The 24,510-nt window shown below is 40.3% G+C and carries 19 protein-coding genes; 10 read left to right on the top strand and 9 right to left on the bottom strand.

The genetic code is table 11. From position 1 onward, the window contains the following. Positions 1-246: 246 nt before the first annotated feature. Together H6F47_RS19430 and rimI are read right to left on the bottom strand one after the other, a co-directional pair. Complete coding sequence (locus H6F47_RS19430; protein WP_190348516.1) at positions 247-2,718, bottom strand: ATP-dependent Clp protease ATP-binding subunit; 2,472 nt, start codon at positions 2,716-2,718, stop codon at positions 247-249. Positions 2,719-3,141: 423 nt separating this feature from the next. Then, positions 3,142-3,690: a ribosomal protein S18-alanine N-acetyltransferase gene (rimI, locus tag H6F47_RS19425; protein WP_187041230.1), complete on the bottom strand. Its 549-nt coding sequence runs from the start codon at positions 3,688-3,690 to the stop codon at positions 3,142-3,144. A gap of 1 nt (position 3,691) precedes the next feature. Between rimI and H6F47_RS19420 the strand changes: the two genes are divergently transcribed. From H6F47_RS19420 to H6F47_RS19400, 5 genes are all read left to right on the top strand, one after another. Beyond that, on the top strand, positions 3,692-3,928 hold the full coding sequence (locus H6F47_RS19420; RefSeq protein WP_190650567.1) for a hypothetical protein: 237 nt from the start codon (positions 3,692-3,694) through the stop codon (positions 3,926-3,928). 62 nt (positions 3,929-3,990) lie between these two features. Next, the gene (lysA, locus tag H6F47_RS19415) at positions 3,991-5,382 is read left to right on the top strand and encodes a diaminopimelate decarboxylase (RefSeq protein WP_190348514.1); all 1,392 of its coding nucleotides are present in this window, start codon (positions 3,991-3,993) and stop codon (positions 5,380-5,382) included. 116 nt (positions 5,383-5,498) lie between these two features. Then, positions 5,499-6,437 carry a diadenylate cyclase CdaA gene (gene cdaA / locus H6F47_RS19410; protein WP_096571099.1) on the top strand — a complete coding sequence of 313 codons (939 nt, stop codon included), beginning with the start codon at positions 5,499-5,501 and terminating at the stop codon, positions 6,435-6,437. After that, positions 6,434-7,183: an isoprenyl transferase gene (locus tag H6F47_RS19405; protein ID WP_190348513.1), complete on the top strand. Its 750-nt coding sequence runs from the start codon at positions 6,434-6,436 to the stop codon at positions 7,181-7,183. The genes cdaA and H6F47_RS19405 overlap by 4 nt, the downstream gene beginning before the upstream one ends. Before the next feature lie 46 nt (positions 7,184-7,229). Beyond that, entirely contained in the window at positions 7,230-7,670 is a 441-nt protein-coding gene (locus tag H6F47_RS19400; protein ID WP_190650565.1) for a DUF29 domain-containing protein, read from the top strand. A 260-nt stretch (positions 7,671-7,930) separates the two neighbouring features. Here the strand turns inward: H6F47_RS19400 and H6F47_RS19395 are convergent, their stop codons facing one another. The 4 genes from H6F47_RS19395 to dnaK all read right to left on the bottom strand — a co-directional run bounded on the left by H6F47_RS19395 (position 7,931) and on the right by dnaK (position 12,348). Beyond that, a complete protein-coding gene (locus H6F47_RS19395) occupies positions 7,931-8,203 on the bottom strand; it encodes a DUF3143 domain-containing protein (RefSeq protein ID WP_228051906.1) in 273 nt (90 codons plus the stop codon). 31 nt (positions 8,204-8,234) lie between these two features. After that, positions 8,235-8,777, bottom strand: coding sequence for a J domain-containing protein (locus H6F47_RS19390; RefSeq protein WP_096571091.1), 543 nt, complete (start codon positions 8,775-8,777; stop codon positions 8,235-8,237). 306 nt (positions 8,778-9,083) lie between these two features. Further along, positions 9,084-10,079 (bottom strand): J domain-containing protein, encoded by a 996-nt coding sequence (locus H6F47_RS19385; RefSeq protein WP_190348511.1) that lies wholly within the window; start codon positions 10,077-10,079, stop codon positions 9,084-9,086. A 178-nt stretch (positions 10,080-10,257) separates the two neighbouring features. Then, positions 10,258-12,348 carry a molecular chaperone DnaK gene (gene dnaK / locus H6F47_RS19380; protein WP_190650563.1) on the bottom strand — a complete coding sequence of 697 codons (2,091 nt, stop codon included), beginning with the start codon at positions 12,346-12,348 and terminating at the stop codon, positions 10,258-10,260. Between the two features lie 332 nt (positions 12,349-12,680). Here dnaK and H6F47_RS19375 point away from each other — a divergent pair, with 332 nt between their 5' ends. The 3 genes from H6F47_RS19375 to H6F47_RS19365 all read left to right on the top strand — a co-directional run bounded on the left by H6F47_RS19375 (position 12,681) and on the right by H6F47_RS19365 (position 17,100). After that, a complete protein-coding gene (locus H6F47_RS19375; protein WP_137667121.1) occupies positions 12,681-13,529 on the top strand; it encodes a M28 family peptidase in 849 nt (282 codons plus the stop codon). Between the two features lie 479 nt (positions 13,530-14,008). Further along, entirely contained in the window at positions 14,009-14,740 is a 732-nt protein-coding gene (locus H6F47_RS19370) for a DUF1995 family protein (protein ID WP_096571084.1), read from the top strand. Positions 14,741-15,216: 476 nt separating this feature from the next. Continuing rightward, the gene (locus H6F47_RS19365; protein WP_190650561.1) at positions 15,217-17,100 is read left to right on the top strand and encodes a bifunctional serine/threonine-protein kinase/formylglycine-generating enzyme family protein; all 1,884 of its coding nucleotides are present in this window, start codon (positions 15,217-15,219) and stop codon (positions 17,098-17,100) included. A 71-nt stretch (positions 17,101-17,171) separates the two neighbouring features. On the opposite strand, the gene H6F47_RS19360 is transcribed toward H6F47_RS19365, so the two are convergent. After that, positions 17,172-18,131 carry a DUF1517 domain-containing protein gene (locus H6F47_RS19360; protein ID WP_096571080.1) on the bottom strand — a complete coding sequence of 320 codons (960 nt, stop codon included), beginning with the start codon at positions 18,129-18,131 and terminating at the stop codon, positions 17,172-17,174. Between the two features lie 1,254 nt (positions 18,132-19,385). Between H6F47_RS19360 and H6F47_RS19355 the strand changes: the two genes are divergently transcribed. Continuing rightward, entirely contained in the window at positions 19,386-20,723 is a 1,338-nt protein-coding gene (locus H6F47_RS19355; RefSeq protein ID WP_190650559.1) for a glycosyltransferase family 4 protein, read from the top strand. Between the two features lie 215 nt (positions 20,724-20,938). On the opposite strand, the gene thiS is transcribed toward H6F47_RS19355, so the two are convergent. Continuing rightward, on the bottom strand, positions 20,939-21,151 hold the full coding sequence (gene thiS / locus H6F47_RS19350) for a sulfur carrier protein ThiS (RefSeq protein ID WP_096571076.1): 213 nt from the start codon (positions 21,149-21,151) through the stop codon (positions 20,939-20,941). A 62-nt stretch (positions 21,152-21,213) separates the two neighbouring features. Continuing rightward, positions 21,214-22,257, bottom strand: a complete 1,044-nt coding sequence (locus tag H6F47_RS19345; RefSeq protein ID WP_190650557.1) for a thiamine phosphate synthase — start codon at positions 22,255-22,257, stop codon at positions 21,214-21,216. A 308-nt stretch (positions 22,258-22,565) separates the two neighbouring features. Between H6F47_RS19345 and H6F47_RS19340 the strand changes: the two genes are divergently transcribed. After that, the gene (locus tag H6F47_RS19340; protein WP_347239097.1) at positions 22,566-24,137 is read left to right on the top strand and encodes a DUF1565 domain-containing protein; all 1,572 of its coding nucleotides are present in this window, start codon (positions 22,566-22,568) and stop codon (positions 24,135-24,137) included. The last annotated feature ends 373 nt before the right edge of the window (positions 24,138-24,510 follow it).

The following is a 24,510-nucleotide window of genomic DNA, read 5'->3' as shown; positions in this document are numbered from 1 at the left end:
TTACTCTCATTAAGCCTCTTAACTTTTAAGTTACCTTTAGTTATTATGTACTACTTTAATGGCTTTTTTGATCTGTGACAGTTGAGGGTGCGGAATGTGGGTTATATCATTGCTCAGTTTATGACAACTCTGATTTTTCCCTTCCTCCTCTTTGCGCCTTTGCTCCTTAGCGTCTTTGCGCGAAACAAAAAAAACGGCAGAGAACCAACATCCTCCACCGTTTTTTTATTATTGAAAAAATCCTAACTACAACTCAACACCAGGAGTCAACAACTCCCGACTTTCTCTAGCTGTAACTTGGACAACACCATTTTCATCCACATCAACGTAAGCAATATCACCGTCTTTGATGCGTCCAGACAGAATTTCTTCCGCCAAACTATCTTCCAACAAGCGCATAATTGCTCGCCGTAATGGCCTTGCACCGTAGCTGGGGCTGTAACCTTCTTGAATCAAGCGGTCCTTGAAGCGATCGCTCACTTCTAAAGTAATGCCTTTTTCTGTCAACCGACCAAACACTTCTTTGAGCATAATGTCGGCGATTTCAGTCACTTCAGCTTTATTCAACTGACGGAAGACGATAATTTCATCCAAACGGTTCAAGAACTCAGGACGGAAGTATTGTTTCAGTTCCTCATTCACCAAAGAACGAATCCGGTTGTATTGAGATTCAGTTTGATCCTCAGCAAACTCGAAACCAATACCGCTACCGCCTTTCTCAATTACCTTAGAACCAATGTTAGAAGTTAAAATTAACAAAGTGTTCTTAAAGTCTACCGTGCGTCCTTTAGCATCAGTCAAACGACCATCTTCTAAAATTTGCAGCAGCATATTGAATACATCGGGGTGTGCTTTTTCGATTTCGTCAAACAGCACCACAGTGTAAGGACGACGACGTACAGCTTCTGTTAACTGACCACCTTCGTTATAACCAACGTAACCTGGAGGTGAACCAATCAATTTACTGACGGTGTGACGCTCCATGTACTCGGACATATCTAAGCGAATCATTGCTTCTTCTGAACCGAAGAAGTAAGAAGCCAAGGATTTAGCTAACTCAGTTTTACCTACCCCAGTCGGACCAGAGAATACAAAACTCGCAATGGGGCGGTTAGGATTCTTCAAGCCCACACGAGCGCGACGAATCGCACGGGAAACCGCTTTCACCGCATCATCTTGACCGATGAGGCGCTGATGTAAGGTGTCTTCCATGTGCAGCAACTTCTCAGATTCAGACTCAGTGAGTTTATTCACTGGTACACCAGTCCAAGAAGCAACGATATGGGCGATGTCTTCTTCTGTCACTACAGGTTCAACACCATCACCACCGGCTGCATTGGTTTTGTTTTGAGCAATGGAGCGAATTTCCGCTTTAATTTCCATTTCTCTGTCGCGCAGTTCTCCAGCACGGTCAAAGTCTTGAGAACGAACAGCATCATCTTTTTCTTTTAAGATTTGCCGCAGTTCCTTGTCTAATTCCTTCGCTGCTGGGGGTAGCTGGGAATTAATCAAACGGACGCGAGAACCAGCTTCATCAATTAAGTCAATGGCTTTATCTGGAAGGTAGCGATCGCTAATATATCTATCAGACAACTTCGCCGCTGCCACTAAAGCCTCATCGGAGATTTTTAACTTGTGGTGCGCTTCATAGCGATCGCGCAAACCATATAAAATTTCTATTGTTTCATCAACGGTCGGTTCACCAACCATCACAGGCTGAAAACGTCTTTCCAACGCTGCATCCCGTTCAATGTGCTTGCGGTACTCATCCAAAGTAGTTGCGCCGATACACTGCAACTCACCCCGTGCCAAAGCTGGCTTGAGGATATTCGCTGCATCAATCGCCCCTTCAGCAGCACCAGCACCGATTAAAGTATGAACCTCGTCAATTACCAGGATGACATTACCCGCTTGACGGATCTCATCCATGATTTTCTTTAGACGTTCTTCAAATTCACCCCGGTACTTAGTTCCTGCAACCAGTAAACCAATATCCAGAGTTACCACCCGTTTATCTTCCAGAATATCCGGGATATCTTTGTTAGCGATGCGACTGGCTAAACCTTCAGCAATGGCTGTTTTACCCACCCCAGGTTCACCAATCAGCACTGGATTATTTTTAGTCCGGCGACCCAAAATTTGAATCACACGCTCGATTTCCTTGGCGCGTCCCACCACAGGATCGAGTTTGTTATCCACAGCCATTTGGGTCAAATTCGAGCCAAATTCATCCAAAGTAGGGGTTTTTGTGCGACCCGAAGAACCGCCAGGAGTCACTTCCGCAGTTTCTCCCAACATCCTAATCACTTGGGTTCTCACCTTAGACAAATCTACACCCAGGTTTTCTAGCACCCTGGCTGCTACGCCTTCCCCTTCACGGATGAGACCCAACAGCAGATGCTCGGTGCCAATGTAGTTATGCCCTAGTTGGCGTGCTTCTTCCAAGGATAGTTCTAAAACCCGCTTTGCCCGTGGCGTAAACGGAATTTCCACAGCCACAAAGCCGGAACCCCGACCTATGATTTTTTCAACTTCAATCCGGGCATCTTTAAGATTGACACCCATTGACTTTAGCACCTTGGCTGCCACCCCCGTGCCTTCCCCGATCAGACCCAGGAGGATCTGCTCAGTTCCCACAAAGTTGTGACCTAAACGGCGGGCCTCTTCTTGGGCCAGCATGATTACCTTAATGGCTTTTTCTGTGAAGCGTTCAAACATGGCATTTTTCCCATCACCTGCGTCGTGCCGGTATGCTGATTTTAGCACAGGCTAAAATTTTGGATATCTCTATCAAAAAAATAGATACCCCCCAGCCATCACACAAGTTGATGGGTTCATTCATTAATTTTTATTACTTTTTCTATCGCTAGTCTGGTGAGGAGATTGAATTTACTAGCCTTCCTGGAAATTACGACTAACAAGACACTACTAATTTTTAGATTTTGTTAATCTATTCCCAAACAAACTTAATTATCATATACAATGGTACATTGTCAATACAAAAGTTTTTAATATAATAAATTTTTATTAAATAAAAATATTTATTTTGAAATATTGATAAATTGGGCATTGGGAGAGGCAGGAGGCAGAAGGTAAATATTTCTCCCTATTTCCTATCCCCTTATTACTGTCCCCAGTCACCTATTCAGTTAAACTCCAAGAAGATTTGGCTAGGCGATCGCTAATCATCACTTCCCAATCATCCAAATTTTTGAGAAAACTGGGCTGTTGTAGGTTAGAAGTCCACAAAATTAAAGCATCTTCATTATTATCTTGGTAATAGCGTGGTCTTTTACCAGCAGTCTTAAAGCCAAATTTTTCATAAAGCGAAATTGCCTTTTCATTAGAAACCCGAACTTCCAATGTTGCCCTTTCTAAACCGCGATCGCTTGCTGTTTTGAGTAGAGCATACAACAAAGCCTGTCCTAAACCTTGACCCTGATATTCAGGATGAACCGCCAAAATTGTAATATGCGCTTCTTCTAAAATTGACCAAAAACAACCCATTCCCAACAAACCACAACTAGAAAATGGGGCAAATAAACCTAAAAAATGACTATTAGGACTTTCCAGTTCTCGACGGTAGCCCTCCATAGTCCACAACCCATCAAAACAGGCTTTATCAAGTTCTAGTAGTTCACTTAAATTCTCTGAAGTTAAGGATTGAATTTTTAAATCTAATAGTTTCACGATGAAGGGAACAGGGAACAGGGAACAGGGAAAGCAGGGGAAGCAGGGAAAGCAGGGGAAGCAGGGAAAGCAGGGGAAGCAGGGGAAGCAGGGGAAGCAGGGGAAGCAGGGGAAGCAGGGGAAGCAGGGGAAGAAGCAGGGGGAAATTATTTTTATTTTCCCAGTCACCAGTCACCAGTCACCAGTCACCAGTCACCAGTCACCAGTCACCAGTCACCAATCACCAATAAAGCAGTAAACTGAAAATCGGGATATTAACTCACGCTCGTAATTTTAACAAGGACAAATTCTAATTTAGTTATGGTATCGACTCACCCCGTCAAGGTTCAACCTTCTGGCAATCAATATCTATCTCCCAGCCAAGATAGTACAAATATTTCTCCTAATCAACAACTCCTACCCTTGACTGCTAGAGTTAATCGTGATGATTTTCTAGAAATCGGTGGGTGTGATGTCACAAAGCTAGTTCAGCAGTTTGGTTCACCTTTATATATTTTGGATGAAACAACCTTGCGGACAGCTTGCCAACAATACCGGGATACCTTTAAAAAATACTACAAAGGTGAATCTCAAGTATTGTACGCCTCTAAAGCATGGAATTGTTTAGCAGTTTGCGCCATTGTCGCTTCAGAAGGTTTAGGAATAGATGTAGTATCTGGTGGTGAACTTTACACAGCTTTAGAAGCTGGTGTGAGTCCAGAGAAAATCTACCTCCACGGAAATAATAAATCCCGTGATGAGCTAACTTTAGCCATTGAATCAGGTTGTACCATTGTTGTTGATAACTGGTATGAATTACATACTTTGGTAGAACTAGCAACCACAAATACAAATATCCGTATTATGTTACGGTTAACTCCGGGGATTGAATGTCATACCCATGAGTATATTCGCACCGGACACTTAGATAGTAAATTTGGGTTTGATCCTAATGATTTAGAAGAGGTATTTGCCTTTGTGAGCAAACAACACGCTTTAAACTGTGTGGGTGTACACGCTCATATTGGTTCGCAAATTTTTGAACGTCAACCCCATAGAGATTTGGCTGCTGTAATGGTACAGTGGTTGCGAGATGCAGCAAAATATAATTTAGAATTGACAGAGTTAAATGTCGGTGGTGGTTTAGGGATTAAGTACACCGAATCAGACGATCCCCCAAGCATTGAAGAATGGTCAAAGGCGATTTGTGAAGTAGTGCAAGAAGCTTGCGCTGCTGAAAACTTGCCCCTCCCCAAACTCCTGTGTGAACCAGGGCGATCGCTCATTGCCACAGCTTGCGTTACTGCCTACACTATTGGATCAGCTAAAACAATTCCTGATATTCGTACTTATGTGACAATTGATGGCGGAATGTCAGATAATCCCCGCCCCATCACCTATCAATCAGTTTATCGGACTGTTGTTGCTAACAAAATGTCCGCTCCTTTAACAGAAACAGTCACAGTAGCAGGTAAACACTGCGAATCAGGAGATATTCTGATTAAAAACGCCCCACTTCCCAAAACTGAACCAGGCGACGTTCTCGTAGTTATGGCAACTGGAGCATACAATTACAGTATGGCATCTAACTATAATCGTCTACCCCGACCAGCTGCTGTGTTAGTAGCTAACGGTGAAGCAAATTTAATTTTGCAAAGGGAAACCTATCAAGACATCATTCGCCAAGATTGCCTACCTGAAAAATTGAAATAGTTATTTTTTCTTGGTCATTGGTCATTAGCTAAGAATCATGACTAATGACTAATGACTAATGACTAATGACTAATGACTAATGACTAATGACTAATGACTATTAGAATCCAGATGTCATGAGAGATTGGTGGAAGCAATGGCTGACGACAAACCTGGGATGGTCACAGTCCTTGCTGCTTGGGACTCTGGATATTCTTTTAGTGCTGGCGTTGACATACATGATCCTGGTGATTATTAGTGAACGCCGGATACTATGGATGGTGCGAGGATTTATAATCTTGATGCTGGCCTCAGCATTGAGTGGGAATTTGGGACTACCTTTGCTCAATTTCGTTTTGGAAAAGTTGGTAATTGGTTGTGCTGTAGCTATGGCCGTAGCACTCCAGTCAGAGTTTCGCCGATTTTTGGAACAATTGGGACGGGGTGAGTTTCGGCAGTTGTTTCAACCTAACCGCTTGACAGTGCCTAAATCTGATAGCGTGATTGATGAAATTGTCGATGCTGTGAAAGAACTGTCAAAAAATCGGATTGGTGCTTTGCTGATTTTGGAAACTACCGGACCAATGGATGAGCGAGATTTTTCTGTACCTGGTGTAAAGTTAAATGCAGAGGTGTCTAAGGAACTGATACAGACAATTTTTCAGCCCAAAACTTTATTGCATGATGGGGCAACTTTGATCCGTGGTTCGCGGATTGTATCATCCGGTATAATTTTACCACTTTCAGGACGCACAGCCTCACGCCAGTTGGGTACACGCCATCGGGCAGCAATGGGAATTACCGAGCGTGTCGAAAATTGCATTTGTGTCGTTGTATCAGAAGAAACGGGTTCTATTTCCTTAGCTGAAAGGGGAACTTTATATAGACCACTGACGATTAGAAAGTTAAAAGAGTCTTTAGAGGAACGATTTTCGCCAACTGTAGACCGAGAAGCTGTAGCACCTGGTCTTTTCAGTTTAGGTCGTCAACTAGGTGGTCAAACATTAGCACTGGTTTCACGTTTACTTAGATTACCATCGACTGCTTCTCGCCAAAAAAATAAGACCGAAAAATGACTACACAACATACTGAACTGCAATATTTGCCTTCTGATTTAAAACGAGAATTACTCCCCCAGCACGTTGCGGTGATTATGGATGGCAATGGTCGATGGGCTAAACGTCAAGGTCTACCTCGAATTATGGGGCATAAGCGGGGAGTTGATGCCCTCAAGGATTTGTTACGCTGTTGTAAAGATTGGGGTATTAAAGCTCTCACTGCTTACGCTTTTTCTACGGAAAACTGGAAAAGACCACAGGAAGAAGTGGAGTTTTTAATGAGTCTTTTCCAAAGGGTTCTGCGTCAAGAACTGCGGGAAATGGTAGAAGAAAATGTGCAGATTCAGTTTGTGGGTAATTTACAAGCTTTACCAAAATCGCTACAAGAAGAAATTTCTCGCTCAATGGCAGAAACTAAGAATAATCAAAGTATTAAGTTTACAGTAGCTACTAATTATGGCGGTAGACAGGAGATTTTACAAGCTTGTCGAGCGATCGCCCAAAAAGTAGAGGAAGGTTTATTAAAACCAGATGAAATTTCTGAACAGTTATTTGAAAGTCATTTATATACAGCTGGTATCGCTGATCCAGATTTGCTAATCCGCACCAGTGGAGAAATGCGTTTATCTAATTTCTTACTTTGGCAAATGGCCTATGGTGAAATTTATATTACTGATACTCTCTGGCCAGATTTTGATAGAAAGGAATTTCACCGCGCTTTATGTGCTTATCAACAACGAGAACGGCGGTTTGGGAAGGTTTAGGAAGTAATGCTATATTCAATAGTAAGATTTGGGAGAAAAATTAAATATGACACTATCCCTCTATGATCAAGATATTTTACTCTGGGTTGAAGATACTGTTGCGAAGCTCAAAGCACGGGATTTTGAAACCTTGGATATTGAAAATCTGATTGAGGAAGTAGAGGCTTTGGGAACTTCGCAAAAAAGAGAACTATTGAGTCGTTTAATTGTATTACTAGAACATTTACTCAAGCGATTATATGTTGACTTAACCTACGATTATAATGGGTGGGAACGCACAATTCGGACTCAACGAACTGAACTTGATGTATTAATTACCCAAGTACACAGTCTCAAGTCTCTATGGGATACGAGTTTTCAGGAAGCTTGGCGACGAAGTTTAACTAATGTCAGGAGTGAGTATAAATCAGTCAATTTTCCTTCGGAATGGCCGTATTCATCGGAGTTAGAAATACTCCTAAATTCTAACTTTTGGGAGAATAATTAGGGGTTGCTGAGAAAGTCTTTTCGTGAGGGCATAGGAGTCAGGAGTCAGGAGTCAGGAGTCAGGAGGAGATTTCAAAATTTCTTTTCCATCTCTCGCACTCAACAAAAATGCAAGGTTTTTGAAGCTATAAGTGGAAAAATAGAGCATTTTGAGGGTGAAATTTCCCAAAATTTGTTACTAACAGATAGCCCAAACTCTTGCCTTTTGCCTCTTGCCTCTTGCCTTCTTTGTAGGATATAAAAACGATGCTGGAATTGGACTTATGGACCAGAAAAAACTGCTGCTTGAATATCTTCCCGACTGAGAGAATATTTAAAGGAACGTTGGATATCTTGACCATTTTCTCCAGCGTTAATATATCTCACGGTGATTTGTTCAATATCTAACCATAGATCCGCTTGCCAAGTTGGTTTTTGCACGCGCCAACAATGTAACTCGGTGTCATCTTGTTGACAACCTTGCTCTTTTAGCCATTTTTCAATTTGTGGGAGGGGATGGTTATACAGTGGTGTGTTGGCGGGAAGCATAAGCAATTAAAAAAAATTAAAAATTAAAAATTAAAAATTAAAAAAATTCGGCTGGTTGAGGGTTGTGATTTTGGAACATGGAAACTAGATGTTGAGTGGTTGGGGTGGGTTGGGTAAGTTGGGTTTGTAAGGGTTCACCACGCAAAGCAGCAATGGCGATCGCCAATACTAAACAACCAACAAAGGTTAATCCTAAAACAAATAATACAAAGATTTCACCCGATGATAAAGGGCGATCGCTTGCATCCAAGTACATTGATTTAGAATAATCATGGGGTTTATGGGTTGGATGGTTTAAATCTGTTGGTATTTGAATTACCCCAAATCGAGAATAACCAATCTTTAAATCATAACTTAAACGGCGCTCTGGATGACTGAGAGTAGCGTAAGCTTCGTTAATTTCCTGAAATTTGGCAGTAGCAACATGATCAGGTAATTCTGTTGTATCTGGATGATACTGTTTACTTAGTTCCCGATAAGCGCGACGTATATCTATGACTGACGCTGAGGGATGCAGTCCCAAGAGGGTGTAATATGTTGTAGTGTTACTGCTTTGTGCCTGTGTCCCAGTTTGACTCACGGTTTTGATTCACTTTGATCACATCTGTTCTTATATTTTAAATTATGACTACTTTTCCCGTCCTAGTGAGGTGCGGGAATTTAGCATTAAACGCAGATAAACGCAGATAAACGCAGATAATTTTTTCCTGATGATGAGAAAACACTATCACAAATCTGCTATTAATATAGCAATCCTGGGTCATTCTTGAGAAATACACTCATAATATGCCCTCACTAATTAATTTCAGTAAGCATTCAGCCATCAGCCGTCAGCCATCAGCTATGTACCTGAAATATGAAAATACAAATAATGAAAAAATTACCATTAAATCAAATCCGCCCTTGGTTTAAAACTTTCAATTTCCCGCAATTTTTCATACAGTTCCCTTTCTTCAGTAGTAATATTTTTCGGTGTGACTATTTGAATTTCTACTAATTGATCACCCCGTTTACCACCTTCTACGGGATAACCTTTATTAGCTAATCTAAATCTTTGACCGGATCTGACTGCGGGGGGAATAGTCATTTTCACAGGACCATCTAAAGTGGGTGCTTCCACCTGTCCACCTAAAACCGCTTCACTGGGAGTTACAGGAATTTGACAGAAAATATTTGCACCTTCTAGTTTAAACAATGGATGGGTTTCAACAGTAATTTTTAAGTATAAATCACCGCCGCCGATCCCTTGATTTCGCAAGCGGATAGTTTGACCCGTAACCATAGCAGGTGGCATAGTTACTTCGAGCGATCGCCCATCTTCTAAACGTATTCTTTCATTACCACCTTGATAAGCTTTTTCTAAAGGTAAAGTTAATCTCGCTTCAATATCTCTGCGAGTGGTACGGGGTGGTGTGTTAACTGTATAAGCAACTTTGGTTCTGGGAGTGCGAAACGGGTCGCTAGTAGTTGTACTATCAGTATTAGTTCTGGTATCTTTGCGACTGCTAACACCTATGACTGTATTAATAAAACTTTCAAAATCAGGAAACTCGCTGGGATCTACCTCTTGACTAGTACGGGTGTTGGTGCGACTATCTCCCCAACCCTTTGGTTTTGGTGACTGTTTGCTACCAGCAAAGCCTTTTTGTTTCCAGTAGCGGCTAAATTGATCATATTGCGATCGCCTACTCGGATCGGACAAAATTTCATAAGCCTCACCAATAGTCTTAAATTTTTCTTCTGCTTCCTTGTCACCAGGATTAAGATCAGGGTGATATTGCCTTGCTAACCTGCGATAAACCTTTTTAATTTCTTCGCTAGAGGCTTCTTTTGTGACTCCCAAAATCTCGTAATAATCGCGGAAATTTTGCAAGTTTTGCATAGTCAGTTATCAGTTATTAGTTATCAGTGGGAACAGGGAACAGGGAATAGGGAACAGGGAACAGGGAATAGGGAATAGGGAACAGGGAACAGGGAATAGGAAGAGACAAAAGTTACAATTTTCATTTCTCCTGCCTTCTGACTTCTGCCTTCTGCCTCCTGACTCCTGAATCTAAAATTTACAGCCAATCATCGTCATCATCCCAATTATCCTGGTAGCTGGGACGACTGGGACGGGGGGGAAGACTGTTATCATAAGAGGAAGAACGATTTTCTCGACCATAGTCTCTTCCATATTCCCTGCCATTGCCTCTACCATTGCCTCTACCATAGTCTCTGTTATAAGAATCCCGTTCTCGATAGGTTTCTCTGGGAGAATAATCCCGTTCCCGTTCTTTATCACCTGTGAAGATTTCCCGAATCGCACCAAATAAATCTTCGTCTTCATCTTCAGCATAATACTCACGGACTTCTCGATTTAGCTCATAGAGAGCATCTTGCAAGTCTGAGTAAGCCTGATCAATGCCCCGATCATCATCATCTTTTAAACTTTCTCGCAGTTCCCGGCAAATATTGTCAATGCGTTGACGACGGTTGCGGGCAAACTGCATCCCCATTTCTAAGGCTACTTCCCGCAGTTGTCTTTCTGCTTGTAAAATCAAAGCTTCGGAACGAGTCCGTTTTTCTACTCTTTCTTTCCGTTCCCGGTCAATATCAGCATATTTCTGAGCATCTTGAATCATTCTGTTAATTTCTGATTCACTCAAAGTAGAAGCACCTTGAATAGTAATACTCTGTTCTCGTCCAGTTGTCCGATCTAATGCCATTACCTGTAAAATACCGTTGGCATCTATATCAAAAGCTACTTGAATTTGCGGTATACCTCTAGGTGCTGGGGGAATACCATACAGTTTGAAACGTCCCAAGGATTTGTTATCTGCTGCCATTTCCCTTTCCCCTTGGACTACGTGAATTTCTACACTGTTTTGGTTATTTTCCGATGTAGAAAAAATATCAGATCGTCTAACGGGGATGGTGGTATTGCGGGGAATGAGTTTTTTCATCACACCACCTATGGTTTCTAAACCCAAGGATAAGGGTGTGACATCTAATAACAGGACATCCTTTGTTTCTCCTGCCAGAATACCTGCTTGAATAGCTGCACCTACGGCTACCACTTCATCAGGGTTGACGTTTTCGCTGGCTTCAATGCCAATTAAATCCTGTACTAGCTGTTTCACCATTGGCATTCTGGTTGAACCACCTACTAATACAACTTCTTCAATATCTACAGGTGATAGTCCGGCATCTTTTAACGCCCGTTTGACTGGGTTACGAATACGACTGATTAAGTCAGCACATAAACCTTCAAACTGGGAACGGGTGAGGCGAGTTTCTAAATGTTTGGGTCCGTCCTCGGTAGCGGTGATAAAGGGTAGGTTAATATCGGTAACGCTGACGGCAGAAAGTTCAATTTTGGCTTTTTCTGCGGCTTCCATTAACCGTTGTAAAGCTTGGCGATCGCGTCTTAAATCTACTCCTTCTGCTTCTAAAAACTGCTCCGCTAACCAATCAACTATTTTTTTGTCAAAATCATTACCACCTAACTGAGTATCTCCACTGGTGGCTTTAACTTCAAAAACGCCGTCACCTACTTCTAGAATGGAAACATCAAAAGTACCACCACCCAAGTCAAAAACCAGGATGGTTTCTACTTCACCTCTTTCTAATCCGTAGGCTAGGGAAGCGGCGGTAGGTTCATTAAGAATACGTAGCACTTCTAAACCTGCGATTCTGCCAGCATCGCGGGTAGCTTGACGTTGAGAATCATTAAAATAAGCAGGTACCGTAATTACAGCCCCTGTAACAGGTTCACCCAAATAACGACTAGCGTCAGCCGCCAATTTCTTCAGCACCATTGCTGAAATTTCTTCCGGGGCAAATTCTTTATTTAATCGCGGACAGGCAACTTTAATACTGCCCATTTCATCCTTACGAATGGTGTAGGGTACGCGCTTGGAATCCGGATTAAGTTCAGCATACCTGCGCCCAAGGAAGCGTTTAACTGCAAAAAAAGTATTTTGGGGATTCAGCACAGTTTGCCGTCTGGCAATTTGCCCTACCACCCTTTCGCCTTCCTTGCTGAAGCCGACAACAGAAGGGGTGGTTCGCATACCTTCAGCATTGGCAATCACCACCGGCTTGCCACCCTCCATCACGGCGACTACTGAGTTGGTTGTACCCAAGTCGATGCCGACTACCTTGCCCATGCGTTACTCTTCTCCTGCTGCGTGTTTGACTACATCTATATATTATGATTGGGAGGCATATTTTCCGCTTGCAACCAGATGTTAAAAACCGCCCAATGGTATAATTATCATCATTAATTCCATAAATTCAATAATTTAGATAATTTAGAGAAATTGTAGCTTAACCTGTCACTTGCTAAACATAGGATAGCATTTGCAGAAAGGGAACAGGGAACAGGGAACAGGGAACAGGGAACAGAAGGCAAAAGGCAAAAGGCAAAAGGCACTCATACAAAATTAATAATTTTCTTTCCCAATCACCAATCACCAGTCACCAATCACCAATCACCATCTTGACTTTAAAACAAAGATTGCAAAATCATCTCCAAGAAATTGCACGGGAACGCGATCCTTATATGGCCAGTGCGGGACATTTCTTTGTTCAAGAATACATCCGCAACGAATTAGGACAATGGGGAAGTGTGGAAATCCACACCTTTAAAGTGGGGAGTAAAAGTTGTAATAACCTGATTTTAAATTTACCTGCTCAAGAGAAAAGACAAAAGCTTGATTTTCCTCCGATTTTGGTGGGCGCTCATTATGATGGTGTACCTGGTACTGTAGCCGCTGATGATAATGCTACTGGGGTGGCAGTTTTGTTAGAATTTGCCAGAATTTTTACCCAAGCACCTGCTAGATATCCTTTGCGCTTGGTTGCTTTTGATATGGAAGAATATGGTTTGTTAGGTAGTGCTGACTATGCAGCTTTATTACACCAACAAAAGCAACGTCTACGTTTAATGATTTCTTTGGAAATGTTAGGATATCGGGATTGCAGACCTGGTTCGCAAAGATATCCAGCTTTTTTAGATAGATTGTACCCCAATACTGGAGATTTTATTGGTTTAATTGGCAATTTACGGACTTTAGGAGATTTAGTCAATATCCGTAGTGCTATTAGTAAATCGGGTTTACCTTGTCAGTTACTACCAGTACCAAATCGGGGTTTATTAGTTCCCCAAACTCGACTAAGTGATCATGCACCTTTTTGGGATCAAGGTTATCCAGCAATTATGGTGACAGATACGGCATTTATGCGAAATCCTAATTATCACAAACCGAGTGATACTATTGCTAGTTTGGATTTAGATTTTCTTGTTGGTGTTTGTGAAGGTTTGGAAAGCGGTATTAGGTGTTTGTAAATTTGAATAAAAGTTTAAACAGAAAAATAGCCGATTTCTTTTGGAAAATTTACAGCCAAAGCCTGGTATATTATTAGATCCTTTTTCAGGAAGGCGATCTGGTTTATAGTGAAAAATAGGGAACATCCCAATTTTTAGAAAATAACCCCAGCAACACCAAAAACTCTATTTTTCTCTCTTCCCTTCGTGTCCTTTTTGTCCTACCTTGCGGGAACACTTCAGTTAAGGTGGTTTGTTCATTTCACGTCTTTAAATCAAGCAAAAAATAAACTTATATATTTGGGATACTCCTGAAAAATATCCCCGAATTCTTCACAAAATTGAACTTTATTAACGTGATTGAAAGGCTAATTCTGCATCACCTAACCACAATTTCAAATTATTACCTTTTACTTCTGTCTTTTACTTACGCCTACAGAATGAATTAGAGTTTTCGAGTTATTCTTAATAATTGATGAAAAAACGTACTTCTGTAAATTATGGCTGAACTACCCAAAACCCTAGAAGATGCGATCGCTCAATCTCGTGAAGCGGTAAAATCGGCTTTAGCTGATGGTATCACTCGCATTCAAGTTGAGTTACTGTTCCCAGAACTCAAATTTATGCCAGTTGCAGAACAATTTCTCCCTGTATTCGCTGAATATGAATCTGGTCTTAAAGTCTTCTTTGCAGATGCTGGTGCAGCCGCTTTAGCCTGTCGAGACTGGGCAGATGTACCATTTAAAATTTTAGATATCGGTACAGGAAGAACTGCTTCCTTAGAAGCAAAAATTCAGCCAGAGGATGAAATTTTCCTGTTTATCGCCCCTACTTCCGTAGAAGTACCCCAACTAGAAAAACTTTGTGAATTAATTGGTGAACGCCCCTTTGTCATGTTAAACCCCCGTCTGGAAGACTCCGGTACAGTGGGTATAGGTTATGCAGCGCGAGAAACCCGCAAACGTTTCATTAGTACCATTGAATCTTGCTATTATCTGCGTCCTGTCGATGATGAAAGCGCCCTTATGCGCTGCTATCCTGGAGATTGGGAAGTGTGGTTAGAAACCGCAGGCGAATATCAAAAAATAGCTGAATTACCTAAAAAACCATCAGGTGATGAAATAGACATGATCCTGATGAAAGAACAACCACAAACCACTGACGGAACACCCGCGAAAAAACCCAGTGTGTTTAAGAGTTTGCAGCGGTTTATCAAGGCGTTGAGTAGTTAGGTTTCCGCCAATTTACAACTTAATGTAGAGATGTGGTATTCACAGATGTTGTATACAGCCTCTCTACACAGGTTATTGGTTTATAAATATAAAATCAGCATAGTAAATTAGCATAGTAAATAATATTATGTCTGCCCAATCACTTACCATGTAGGTGTTCCATTACCAATTACCAATTAACAATTGCCAATTACCAATTACCAATTACCAATTACCAGCCTCCACAGATATGATAAGTGTTCAACCGGACATTATATAACTATTTACAGGGCAAAAATATGATATAAAGCTACCAAAAAACAATTAAAAAACCATTGACAAATTATCAAAATTATTCTAATCTTTATCTTATAATTGAAATCTGTTCGCCCATATATAACCCTTTTTGATTACTGCTGATAAATAAATAAGTGATAACTAATAACTAATTAAATATTGGGGCTGAATTTGGAAAAAATGCTATCTTCCCCTCAGCCATGCAAATTTGCCAAAATCCCAATTGTTCCAACCCCTTCAACCCCAACTACAGTAAGTTTTGCATCGTTTGTGGACATGATAAATTTGGTGAAATCCTCAGAAACCGTTACCGTGTTTTGCGGTTATTAGGTGAAGGTGGGTTTAGCAAAACTTACGCAGCAGAAGATGTAGACAGACTAGACGCACCTTGCGTTATTAAGCAATTTTTCCCCCAAGTGCAGGGAACAGGACAACGAGCAAAAGCCGCAGAATTTTTCAAAGAAGAGGCTTTTCGGTTGTATGAACTAGGAGAAAACCATCCGCAAATTCCCCGTTTATTAGCTTACTTTGAACAAGGTTCAAGTTTGTATTTAGTGCAGGAATTTATTATTGGGAAAACACTCCTAGAAGAAGTCAAAGAAAAGACGTATACTGAGAAAGAAGTGCGTCAACTGCTAATAGACTTATTACCAGTTATTGATTTTATTCACAAAAAAAACGTTATCCATCGGGATATTAAACCAGAGAATATTATTAGAAGAAATGCAGACCAAAAACCTGTATTAATTGACTTTGGTGGTGCAAAACAAGTCACCCAAACAAGTATAGCTAGACAAGCAACAGCTATTTATACATTAGGATATGCACCCACAGAACAAATGGCAGGTTTTGCTTGTCATGGAAGTGACTTATATGCTTTGGGTGTAACTTGTGTGAGGTTATTAACTCAAGATTTACCCATGCAACATACCTATGGATTGAAAGATCCTCTGTATGATCCGATGAATGCAAAATGGTTATGGAAACAACGTTTACAAGAAAAAGGGATTACTATTAGTGAAGAATTAACATACATTTTAGATCATTTGCTACAACATTTTCCTAGTGATAGATATCAGTCAGCAATAGAAGTGTTACATGATTTAAAACATGATTTCCCAAATAATTTACCAAATAATTTCCCCAATTATTTAAACATCGAATCATCAACACCGATAGAGTTAAAATTTGCCCCTATTATCGAAACACCTACAAAACAACAAAAAATTATTGTTCCTGTTCCAGATTTAGAAACATTTGATTTTGAGATTATTACTGTAGATACAGGAGGGAGAGAACTTTACCGAGACAGAGGAAAGTCCCAATTTTTCGCAGAAGAATTGAATAGAAACGTCACTTTAGAAATGGTATCAATTCCTGGTGGTAGTTTTTTAATGGGTTCACCAGAATTTGAAGGTAATGCGGATGAACATCCCCAACATCCAGTGAAAATAGAACCTTTTTATATAGGGAAATATCCCATTACTCAAGCACAATGGAAAGCGGTAGCAGCATTACCCAAAGTTACTCAAGATTTAAATCCCAACCCAGCAAAATTTAAAGGTGCAAATTTACCGATAGAAAACGTTTCTTGGTATGAAGCAATAGAATTTTGTTTGCGGTTGTCGCTGAAAACAGGAAGAAATTATCGTTTACCGAGTGAAGCAGAATGGGAGTACGCTTGTCGTGCAGGAACTACCACATCTTTTCATTTTGGGGAAACAGTAACTTCTGATTTAATTAATTGTAACGGTAGTGAAATTTATGCAATTGAACCCAAAAGTAATTTCTACAACAAAATAACAGATGTAGGCAGTTTGGATATAGCAAATGCCTTTGGGTTGTATGATATGCACGGGTTAGTTTGGGAATGGTGTGCAGATCCTTGGCATAATAATTATCATGGCGCACCTGTAAATGGTAGTGTGTGGGATATTGGTGGTGATATCCATCGTCGGGTTTTGCGTGGTGGTGCTTGGAATTTCAGCGCGGAACTATGTCGCAGTGCTAGTCGCAGTTGGAATGAAGCGGAAAGTGGTTTAAGAATGTCGGGTTTTCGGGTGGTGTTTTCCGCTGAAGTTTAAATGTCAACAATAATGAGATAGGGGTTTAGCATTGCTAAACCCCTACATTTTACTTTGTGAGTATAGGTTGACTAAACCAGCTTTAAATCAGGATATTCAGCAAACAAATCATCAGAAGTCAAAGTATCACCTTCTGCTTGGGGAGTCCACAACACTTCAATAGCTAAAACTTGCTCACCGGGAAGACTACCAACTTGTCGTAAAGCTTGACGTAAGTCGTCGGCGCTATTAATTTGGGGAATGTCCCATTTACCCAAGGTTGCAGCTAATAAGGTGACAATAATATACTCTCCTGGACCTTCACTAATTAAACGGGTAGGGTTATCCACATCACCGGGTAATTCTTTAGCCAAAACAGATTTTAACTGATTGTTGACATTAGAAAGAGTTTCTTCGCTAAATTTGCTACGTTCAGCCAAGGATAAACGGTTAAATTGAGATTCAGCCGCGTTTAACTTAGCTTGTTGTGTACCACCACCAGCATAAACCCAATATTCAGGATGACGCAGCAAAGCTAAACTTGCTTCTTGTAAAATTTCTGCTCTTCCTTCTGGAGTGTTGGTATCAGCTTTTTCAGCTATTTGGTTAAGTTCGCTTTGTAAACCTCTAGCTTGTGCTAACAAACCAACTTGTAACCGAGTGATAGAAACATTGGGGTTACTGCTATAAGTTACTTCTTCAGTATCTCCACTGGTGACACGACGGAAAGTTTGGACTAAAAAGTTAGCGATCGCAAAGAAAATCAAAATTGTGAACAGTCCACCAAAACCACCACCAATACCCCAAAAAGGTATCAGGAAAGGAAAACCAAAACCACCACCAGGATAATATCCCCCACCACCAGGCGGTGAGTATGTACGAGGTGTGTAAGTCCTGCTTGATGGCATTCTAAACGAACCGCCGCCAATACGTCCACCACTGCGTGCAGCTAAAGCACCATCAGCATTACCCAATGCTAAAGCCAAAACCAGACCCAGGACAAAAGAAATTTTTAACAGGGGTTTGAGGATTCGTTGTAATTTTTTTTGCATAAACAAGCTACCAAAAAACAATATTTTTAAGATTTTTCTCCTATTGCTAGGATTCAGACAAGGTAGAACATAATCACCACAATCTGCCGCAGGGATTGTCAGCCATATCTTTAATCTACCGTGAATGCACACTACTTGGCAGGGAAGACAGCGAAGATTCCTTGGTTGATAACCGTACCGCAAAATATCTGTACCAGTGTAAAACTTTGGAATCAATTAATTATTACCTTCTCTGGAGCATGACATACTTAACAGCAATAATTTTAACTTAGGTATAACAACCTCTCGGTTAAATTATTTTTGATAGTGAATAAATTTTTTCCGGATCAAGAACCTATTTTCAGCACATATTGGTAAGGAGGTTTAAGTAATCAGTTATCAGTAATTAGCTATCAGTAATCAGCTATTACCTTGAGAAAGCTTGGTAAAATTACACCAGTATTAATCAAAGCAAATGACAACCTATTTATTGATAGTTTTCGTTTTCATACTTATAATCTATCCAACACAATAAATAATAATATTAACTATGAGGAATTACAAAATATTATGTGATTTAAATCATCATTTTGATAGAAGAAGCATAATTCAAAGTATCATTTATTCATGACTTTTTGGCATTTTGGCATGAATTTTGGCAAAATTCAAGCTAATCTACTAAGTATCAGCTAGATTTAATTTTTCCAGCAGTCGCTATACAATTACTGGAGCATATCAACGAGCAACTCTAGCTTTATTTCATCGTGTCAAAATAATCATGTTAAAAATCCTCCTTTGGCAAGAAATTGGCAGACAAGAAACAAATGTTTGATACCAATTTGATACCAATTTTTTGAGCAAATGGGGATAATCAATATTGATTAAAAATTCTGGCATGAATATATTGAACCAAGTTTTGTAGCTACAATTTGCAAAATCAATCAGGAGCATCCCAATTTTGACCAAATGAACGCAGCAACACTAAAAAATCTCTCATAATCTCTTATCTTTGTGTCCTTTGCGTCCTTTGCGGTTCAATCATATCAAGTCTTGGAGCATTTTATTTCCCTAGATAAAAATAAATTTACACATTTGGGATGCTCCCAATCAATCTCTAAACACGATCAAGTTTACTTTACAGGAAGACAGATTGATAAGGCTATTTTCATATTAAAGTTTAAATACATTATTTAATTAGATGCTTTTAACCTTGTTCCCTGTTAAAAGTTCCCTACTGTAGTTTAAAAATTTGCAGCTTATTTATCAACCTGAATTATGGAACATATTTCACAACTAGGAACACAAATTAGGGAGAAAACTGCTTGTCCAGATATTTTAGTTATCTCCCGCATCTTTCATCCCCAAGAAGCTGTCATTGGAGAATATATTTATAATCGTTGTTTACAAGATCCAGACAGAGTAATTGTACTGGCTGCTGGTTGCTGTGGAGATAAAATATTTGATAAATCACAACAGTTTCCTGTTTATCGTTGGACTAACTTGAGTCTTTGGCTGAGTTTATTTGGTGGTAATTTTTTGAGCATTATAATCAAGCCATTATTCAATTTTTTTAACTTTGTTTGCCCATTATTACTAGCCATAAGATTATATTTTCGCTATCATTACCGTTACATCGAATGGTGTCACGGCTACGATTTTCCAGCTTTGTTATTACTCAGTTATATCTTACCGATTCGCTTTTTTATCTACCTCCACGGTAATGATTTGGTTGATATTTCCCGTCATCCTTTATGGCGATTTTTATTGAAAATTACCCTCGAAAGAGCCGAAGGAATTGTTTGTAACAATTCTTATATTAGAGAAACTTTAAGAAATATTTTTCGCTTAGATACTCCTACTCATGTCATTAACCCAATAGTAAGACTAGAAAAGTTTGGTACTCCTAGCAATCTCAGTCATCTGGATGATTTACGTATCCGCTTACGTCAAACTTACAACATTTCTGAAACAGCAATTGTCATTCTTTCTGTCGGTAAATTAATTAAAAATAAAAACTTTGACAAAGTAATAGATAACATTCCTTTACTATTAACTATTGGCGTAGATGTTCATTACATAATTTGCGGAATAGGACTTTGTGAACAACAACTAAAATCCCAATGTCAGCGTTTGCGGGTGGATAAAAGAGTGCATTTTGCTGGGAATGTACCAGAACGGGAATTAGCCAATTATTATGCAGCCTGTGACATTTTCGCCATGCTAAATTTACAGGAAGACAAAGCCAGAAACATAGATAATTTTGATAATTTTGATAATTTTGATAATTTTGATAATTTTGATAATTTTGATAATTTTGATAATTTTGATAATTTTGATAATTTTGAAATAGTCCATTCAGAAGCAGGATACTTTGGTAAACCTGTAATCGCCTCTCGCTTAGGGAGTATTTTGGATGCAGTCCACCATGAAGAAAATGGCCTGTTGGTAGATCCCAATTCTGGTTATGAAGTTTTACAAGCTTTCAAAAGATTATGTCAAGACCAACAACTGCGGGAAAAACTCGGTCGTCAAGGACAAGAATTAGCCAAACGCAAAACCTATCACCGCTGGTTATATAATCCTGAATCTCGTTATTCTTGTCTATTGAATTAGATGACTGGGGACTGGGGACTGGGGACTGGGGACTGGGGACTGGGGACTGGGGACTGGGGACTGGGGACTGGGTAATCAATTTGATGTTTCCCAATCACCAATCAACTATCAACTATCAACTATCAACTATCAACTATCAACTATCAACTATCAACTATCAACTATCAACTATCAACTATCAACTATCAACTGTCACCTGTCACCTGTAAACTCTTCTATCCTCCACCGACGATGGTAACAACTTCTAGGCGATCGCCATCTTTAATTTGAGTTTCTGTCCAAAACTGACGGTGTAAAATTTCACCATTATATTCCACCGCTACCAAGCGGGGATTAAAACCCAACTGCTGAAGTAATTCTGGTAAAAGCGTTGGGGATAAACAACTGCGTGTTTCCCCGTTCACTTGTAAACTAATTTGATTAGACATAATTCGTAATTGGTAATTACGTTATTTATCTTCCCAGTCCCCAGTCACCAGTCACCAGTCCCCTACTTCCTATAAAGCTGAGAAATAAAATATTGTGTGACTAAAGTAGGTTGGTCAGCTTGCATGAGCGATCGCACCACAGCTACCCGTTGCGCTCCCGCATCCATGACATCATTAATATTACTGGCATCTATGCCCCCAATAGCAAACCAAGGAATTTGACAATTTTTAGCCGCATACCTCACATAATCTAAACCTGCTGCGGCTTTACCTGCTTTAGTCGGTGTTTCATATACAGGACCCACACCAATATAATCCGCACCTTCAGCAATTGCCCCTTGCATTTCTTTTTGATTTGTGGTAGAGCGACCGATCAACCGCTGGGGACCCAACAACTGACGGGCTACAGCAATAGGTATATCTTGTTGTCCCAAATGTACCCCATCTGCATCTACAGCCAAAGCCAAATCTATACGGTCATTAATGATAAACAAAGCGCCATAATCGTGACATAGCTGCCGTAGTTTTCTAGCTCTATCTAAACGAATCATATCATCAGCAGATTTTTCTCGATACTGTAGCAAAGTTAACCCGCCTTTGAGACAAGCTTCCACAATTTCCAACAAATTATCTACCGGGGATGTTACCAGATACAGACGCGATCGCCAAAGTAACTGATGACGTTGATAACCCATCAAAGTGCTTTCTAGGGTGTAAACCTGATAGCGCATTTGCTTAAAAGTTTTCCCCATTTCGGCATCATGAAGCTTGCCATATTCTTCCAAAACCCGCAAAGCTTCTTGGATACGGCAAAAATTAGCCTGTAACAAAGATGTAATTGAACTTCGTTGTTCTTCTTGGGGATGGGTTAAATCAGTACCAATATCACCTGGCGTATCTCGTGCTGCCCTGATTTGTGCAGTATGCCACTTAGAGACCTCTTGACGGAGGTGCTTACAGCCTTCAGCTAACTGGGCATCATTTAAACCAAAACGACACCATTCCTCAATAATTCGCAACCCTTCGCGGGCGCGATCCAAATTTGCGTCTAAAATGCGATAAACCACTTGTTGTATTTGTTGTGTTTGGCTGTGGGCTTCGACCATTAAAATAACCCTGCTTGTAGTCTCACAGAAACATCCAGCCTCTTAAATAATATCTGCATCTTTGCGGTTTTTTGTGAAAAATTGACTAAATTTACCCGGATCAAAAACAGGCACTGGGTGAAAATATGAGAATATTATGGACAAGACTGGTTGAGCGGATAAAAATCATTTGTGTGTTTTTCAGGAGTTATGTAAAGTTTATGCCTCCCCTTCAACAGTTTCATAAGCGTCTACTAAATATCCCTTTACAAAAGCGGACTTGCTCCTACCTACTTAAACCTTCAGTTCTGCCCACCTCAATATTAAGTGTGAGCGTTGCTTTAGGAATAGGAAGTATAGCACTTTTAGACACAAATTTTAGCAGCGCCATTGCTCAGATTACCATCAGATCAGAACAGAAATTTAACGATGAGAGTACAATTTCTCAAGTTAAACTGCTGTTTGTCAACCCCAGTATCGGCAATGACCAAAATGGGAATGGTAGTCGAAACGCTCCTTTTGGGACAATTACTCAAGCTTTGCAACTAGCACAATCAAATACTGTGATTATGCTGGCTACTGGTACATACAGCGCCAACACAGGAGAAGTATTCCCCTTAATCATCAAACCAGGTGTAGCTATTCAAGGAAATATTGGTAAAAAAGGCAAAGAAGTAAATATTGTCGGTGGTGGTGACTATCTCAGTCGCAGCTTTGGCCGTCAAAACGTAGCCATTGTAGGTGCAAATCAATCCAGTTTAAGCGGTGTTACTGTCACCAACTCTAACAGCCGTGGTTATGGTTTATGGATTGAATCTGTTAATACGGTAGTTGAGGAAAACACCTTTACCAGCAATACCCAAGATGGAATTTCCATCACTGGTAATGCTACTCCCAGCATTCGCAAAAATTATTTTCAGGGTAATGGTGCTAATGGAATTACAATTTCTGGTGATGCCCGTCCTGAAATTAGGGAAAACCTCTTTCAAAGTACCGGTTTTGGGATTAACATTGCCCAAAATGCGGCTCCTGTAGTGGTTGGTAATCAGATTTTAGACAATAGATCAGGGATTGTAGTTCAAGCCAATACTAGCCCAGTTTTGCGGAATAATCTCATTCAAGGCAGTCAAGAAGATGGTTTAGTAGTCATTGCCCAAGCTACACCAGATTTAGGTAATAGCAGAGAACCGGGTGGTAATGAATTTAGAAATAATCGTCGTTATGATATTAACGCCAAAGCTGCTAAACAAGTAGTTTATGCTGCTGGCAATAACCTCAACAAAAATCGCATTAGCGGCAATGTAGATACTAGCGGCACAACAGCACCAATAGTCAGAAATTCTCCACCTACTTCTGTACCTGTAGAGGAAATAGCTACAGAACCAGAAATAGTTTTTGCTGCTGCCAACATTCCCCAAAAATTTAACCCATCTGGCGTGATTTTATCGAGTAGGGGAAATACACGCCCAAATAGTCAATTACCACAGCTACCAACTACCAATGTTAACGGACAGGGTTCTTTGCCCAGAAATAATTCCCAAAACACATCGGAATTAAATTATGTGCAGGTTGAACCAGGGGTTATTGAGTTTGTTGCACCTCAACTTATGAGAAATCAACAACCCGATAACCCAAAAACTATTAGTAATTCTAGAATAGCCACAGCACCCAGAAGCTATACAAATACTCGTCCGGGTGTACGTTATCGGGTTGTAGTGCCGGTTATCAGTGACTCACAACAGGAATTAGTGCGTTCAATAGTTCCTGATGCTTTTTCCAGAGTCTTACAAGGTCGCAGAGTCATGCAAGTGGGCGTTTTTAGCAGTCAAGATAGTGCTAATCAAATGGTTCAAACCTTGAGTAGCATGGGTTTGAGAGGCATTATTCAGCCTCTTAATTAGGGTTTGCTGAAAAAGTTATCTGTGAAGGCTAGGTGACAGGTGCTACGCCACGGTGACAGTTTCAAGAGTTGGATAGGAACGATTTTTTCTTTAAGTAGGGGTTGCTGAGAAAGTCTTTCCGTGAGGGCATAGGAGTCAGGAGTCAGGAGTCAGGAGTCAGGAGAAGATTTGAAAATTTCTTTGCCATCTCTTGAAATCCCAAAAAATGCACACTTTTTCCGGTATACCCTTCAAAACCCTTGCACTAATTTCTGTGTTTATCAGCCTCTAACCTTTGATATATCAAGGTTTTAGGTTTATTCAGCAAACCCTAAGTAGGAATTAAGTGCAAGGTTTTTCAGTTGCCACCTCATAAAAGCTGGCACTTTTTGAA

Origin of the sequence: Sphaerospermopsis sp. FACHB-1094 (genome assembly GCF_014696195.1) — a bacterium.
Lineage (GTDB): Bacteria > Cyanobacteriota > Cyanobacteriia > Cyanobacteriales > Nostocaceae > Sphaerospermopsis > Sphaerospermopsis kisseleviana.
This window is presented reverse-complemented; position numbering and strand designations above follow the sequence as displayed.

What these genes read in the sequence shown, in the direction of transcription:
- H6F47_RS19365 (WP_190650561.1), top strand. Translation starts at nt 15,217, where the DNA reads ATGCAAATTTGCCAAAATCCCAATTGTTCCAACCCCTTCAACCCCAAC.
- H6F47_RS19355 (WP_190650559.1), top strand. Translation starts at nt 19,386, where the DNA reads ATGGAACATATTTCACAACTAGGAACACAAATTAGGGAGAAAACTGCT.
- H6F47_RS19370 (WP_096571084.1), top strand. Translation starts at nt 14,009, where the DNA reads ATGGCTGAACTACCCAAAACCCTAGAAGATGCGATCGCTCAATCTCGT.
- H6F47_RS19400 (WP_190650565.1), top strand. Translation starts at nt 7,230, where the DNA reads ATGACACTATCCCTCTATGATCAAGATATTTTACTCTGGGTTGAAGAT.
- lysA (WP_190348514.1), top strand. Translation starts at nt 3,991, where the DNA reads ATGGTATCGACTCACCCCGTCAAGGTTCAACCTTCTGGCAATCAATAT.
- H6F47_RS19360 (WP_096571080.1), bottom strand. Translation starts at nt 18,131, where the DNA reads ATGCAAAAAAAATTACAACGAATCCTCAAACCCCTGTTAAAAATTTCT.
- H6F47_RS19345 (WP_190650557.1), bottom strand. Translation starts at nt 22,257, where the DNA reads ATGGTCGAAGCCCACAGCCAAACACAACAAATACAACAAGTGGTTTAT.
- thiS (WP_096571076.1), bottom strand. Translation starts at nt 21,151, where the DNA reads ATGTCTAATCAAATTAGTTTACAAGTGAACGGGGAAACACGCAGTTGT.
- dnaK (WP_190650563.1), bottom strand. Translation starts at nt 12,348, where the DNA reads ATGGGCAAGGTAGTCGGCATCGACTTGGGTACAACCAACTCAGTAGTC.
- H6F47_RS19385 (WP_190348511.1), bottom strand. Translation starts at nt 10,079, where the DNA reads ATGCAAAACTTGCAAAATTTCCGCGATTATTACGAGATTTTGGGAGTC.
- H6F47_RS19420 (WP_190650567.1), top strand. Translation starts at nt 3,692, where the DNA reads ATGAAGGGAACAGGGAACAGGGAACAGGGAAAGCAGGGGAAGCAGGGA.
- H6F47_RS19430 (WP_190348516.1), bottom strand. Translation starts at nt 2,718, where the DNA reads ATGTTTGAACGCTTCACAGAAAAAGCCATTAAGGTAATCATGCTGGCC.
- H6F47_RS19405 (WP_190348513.1), top strand. Translation starts at nt 6,434, where the DNA reads ATGACTACACAACATACTGAACTGCAATATTTGCCTTCTGATTTAAAA.
- cdaA (WP_096571099.1), top strand. Translation starts at nt 5,499, where the DNA reads ATGAGAGATTGGTGGAAGCAATGGCTGACGACAAACCTGGGATGGTCA.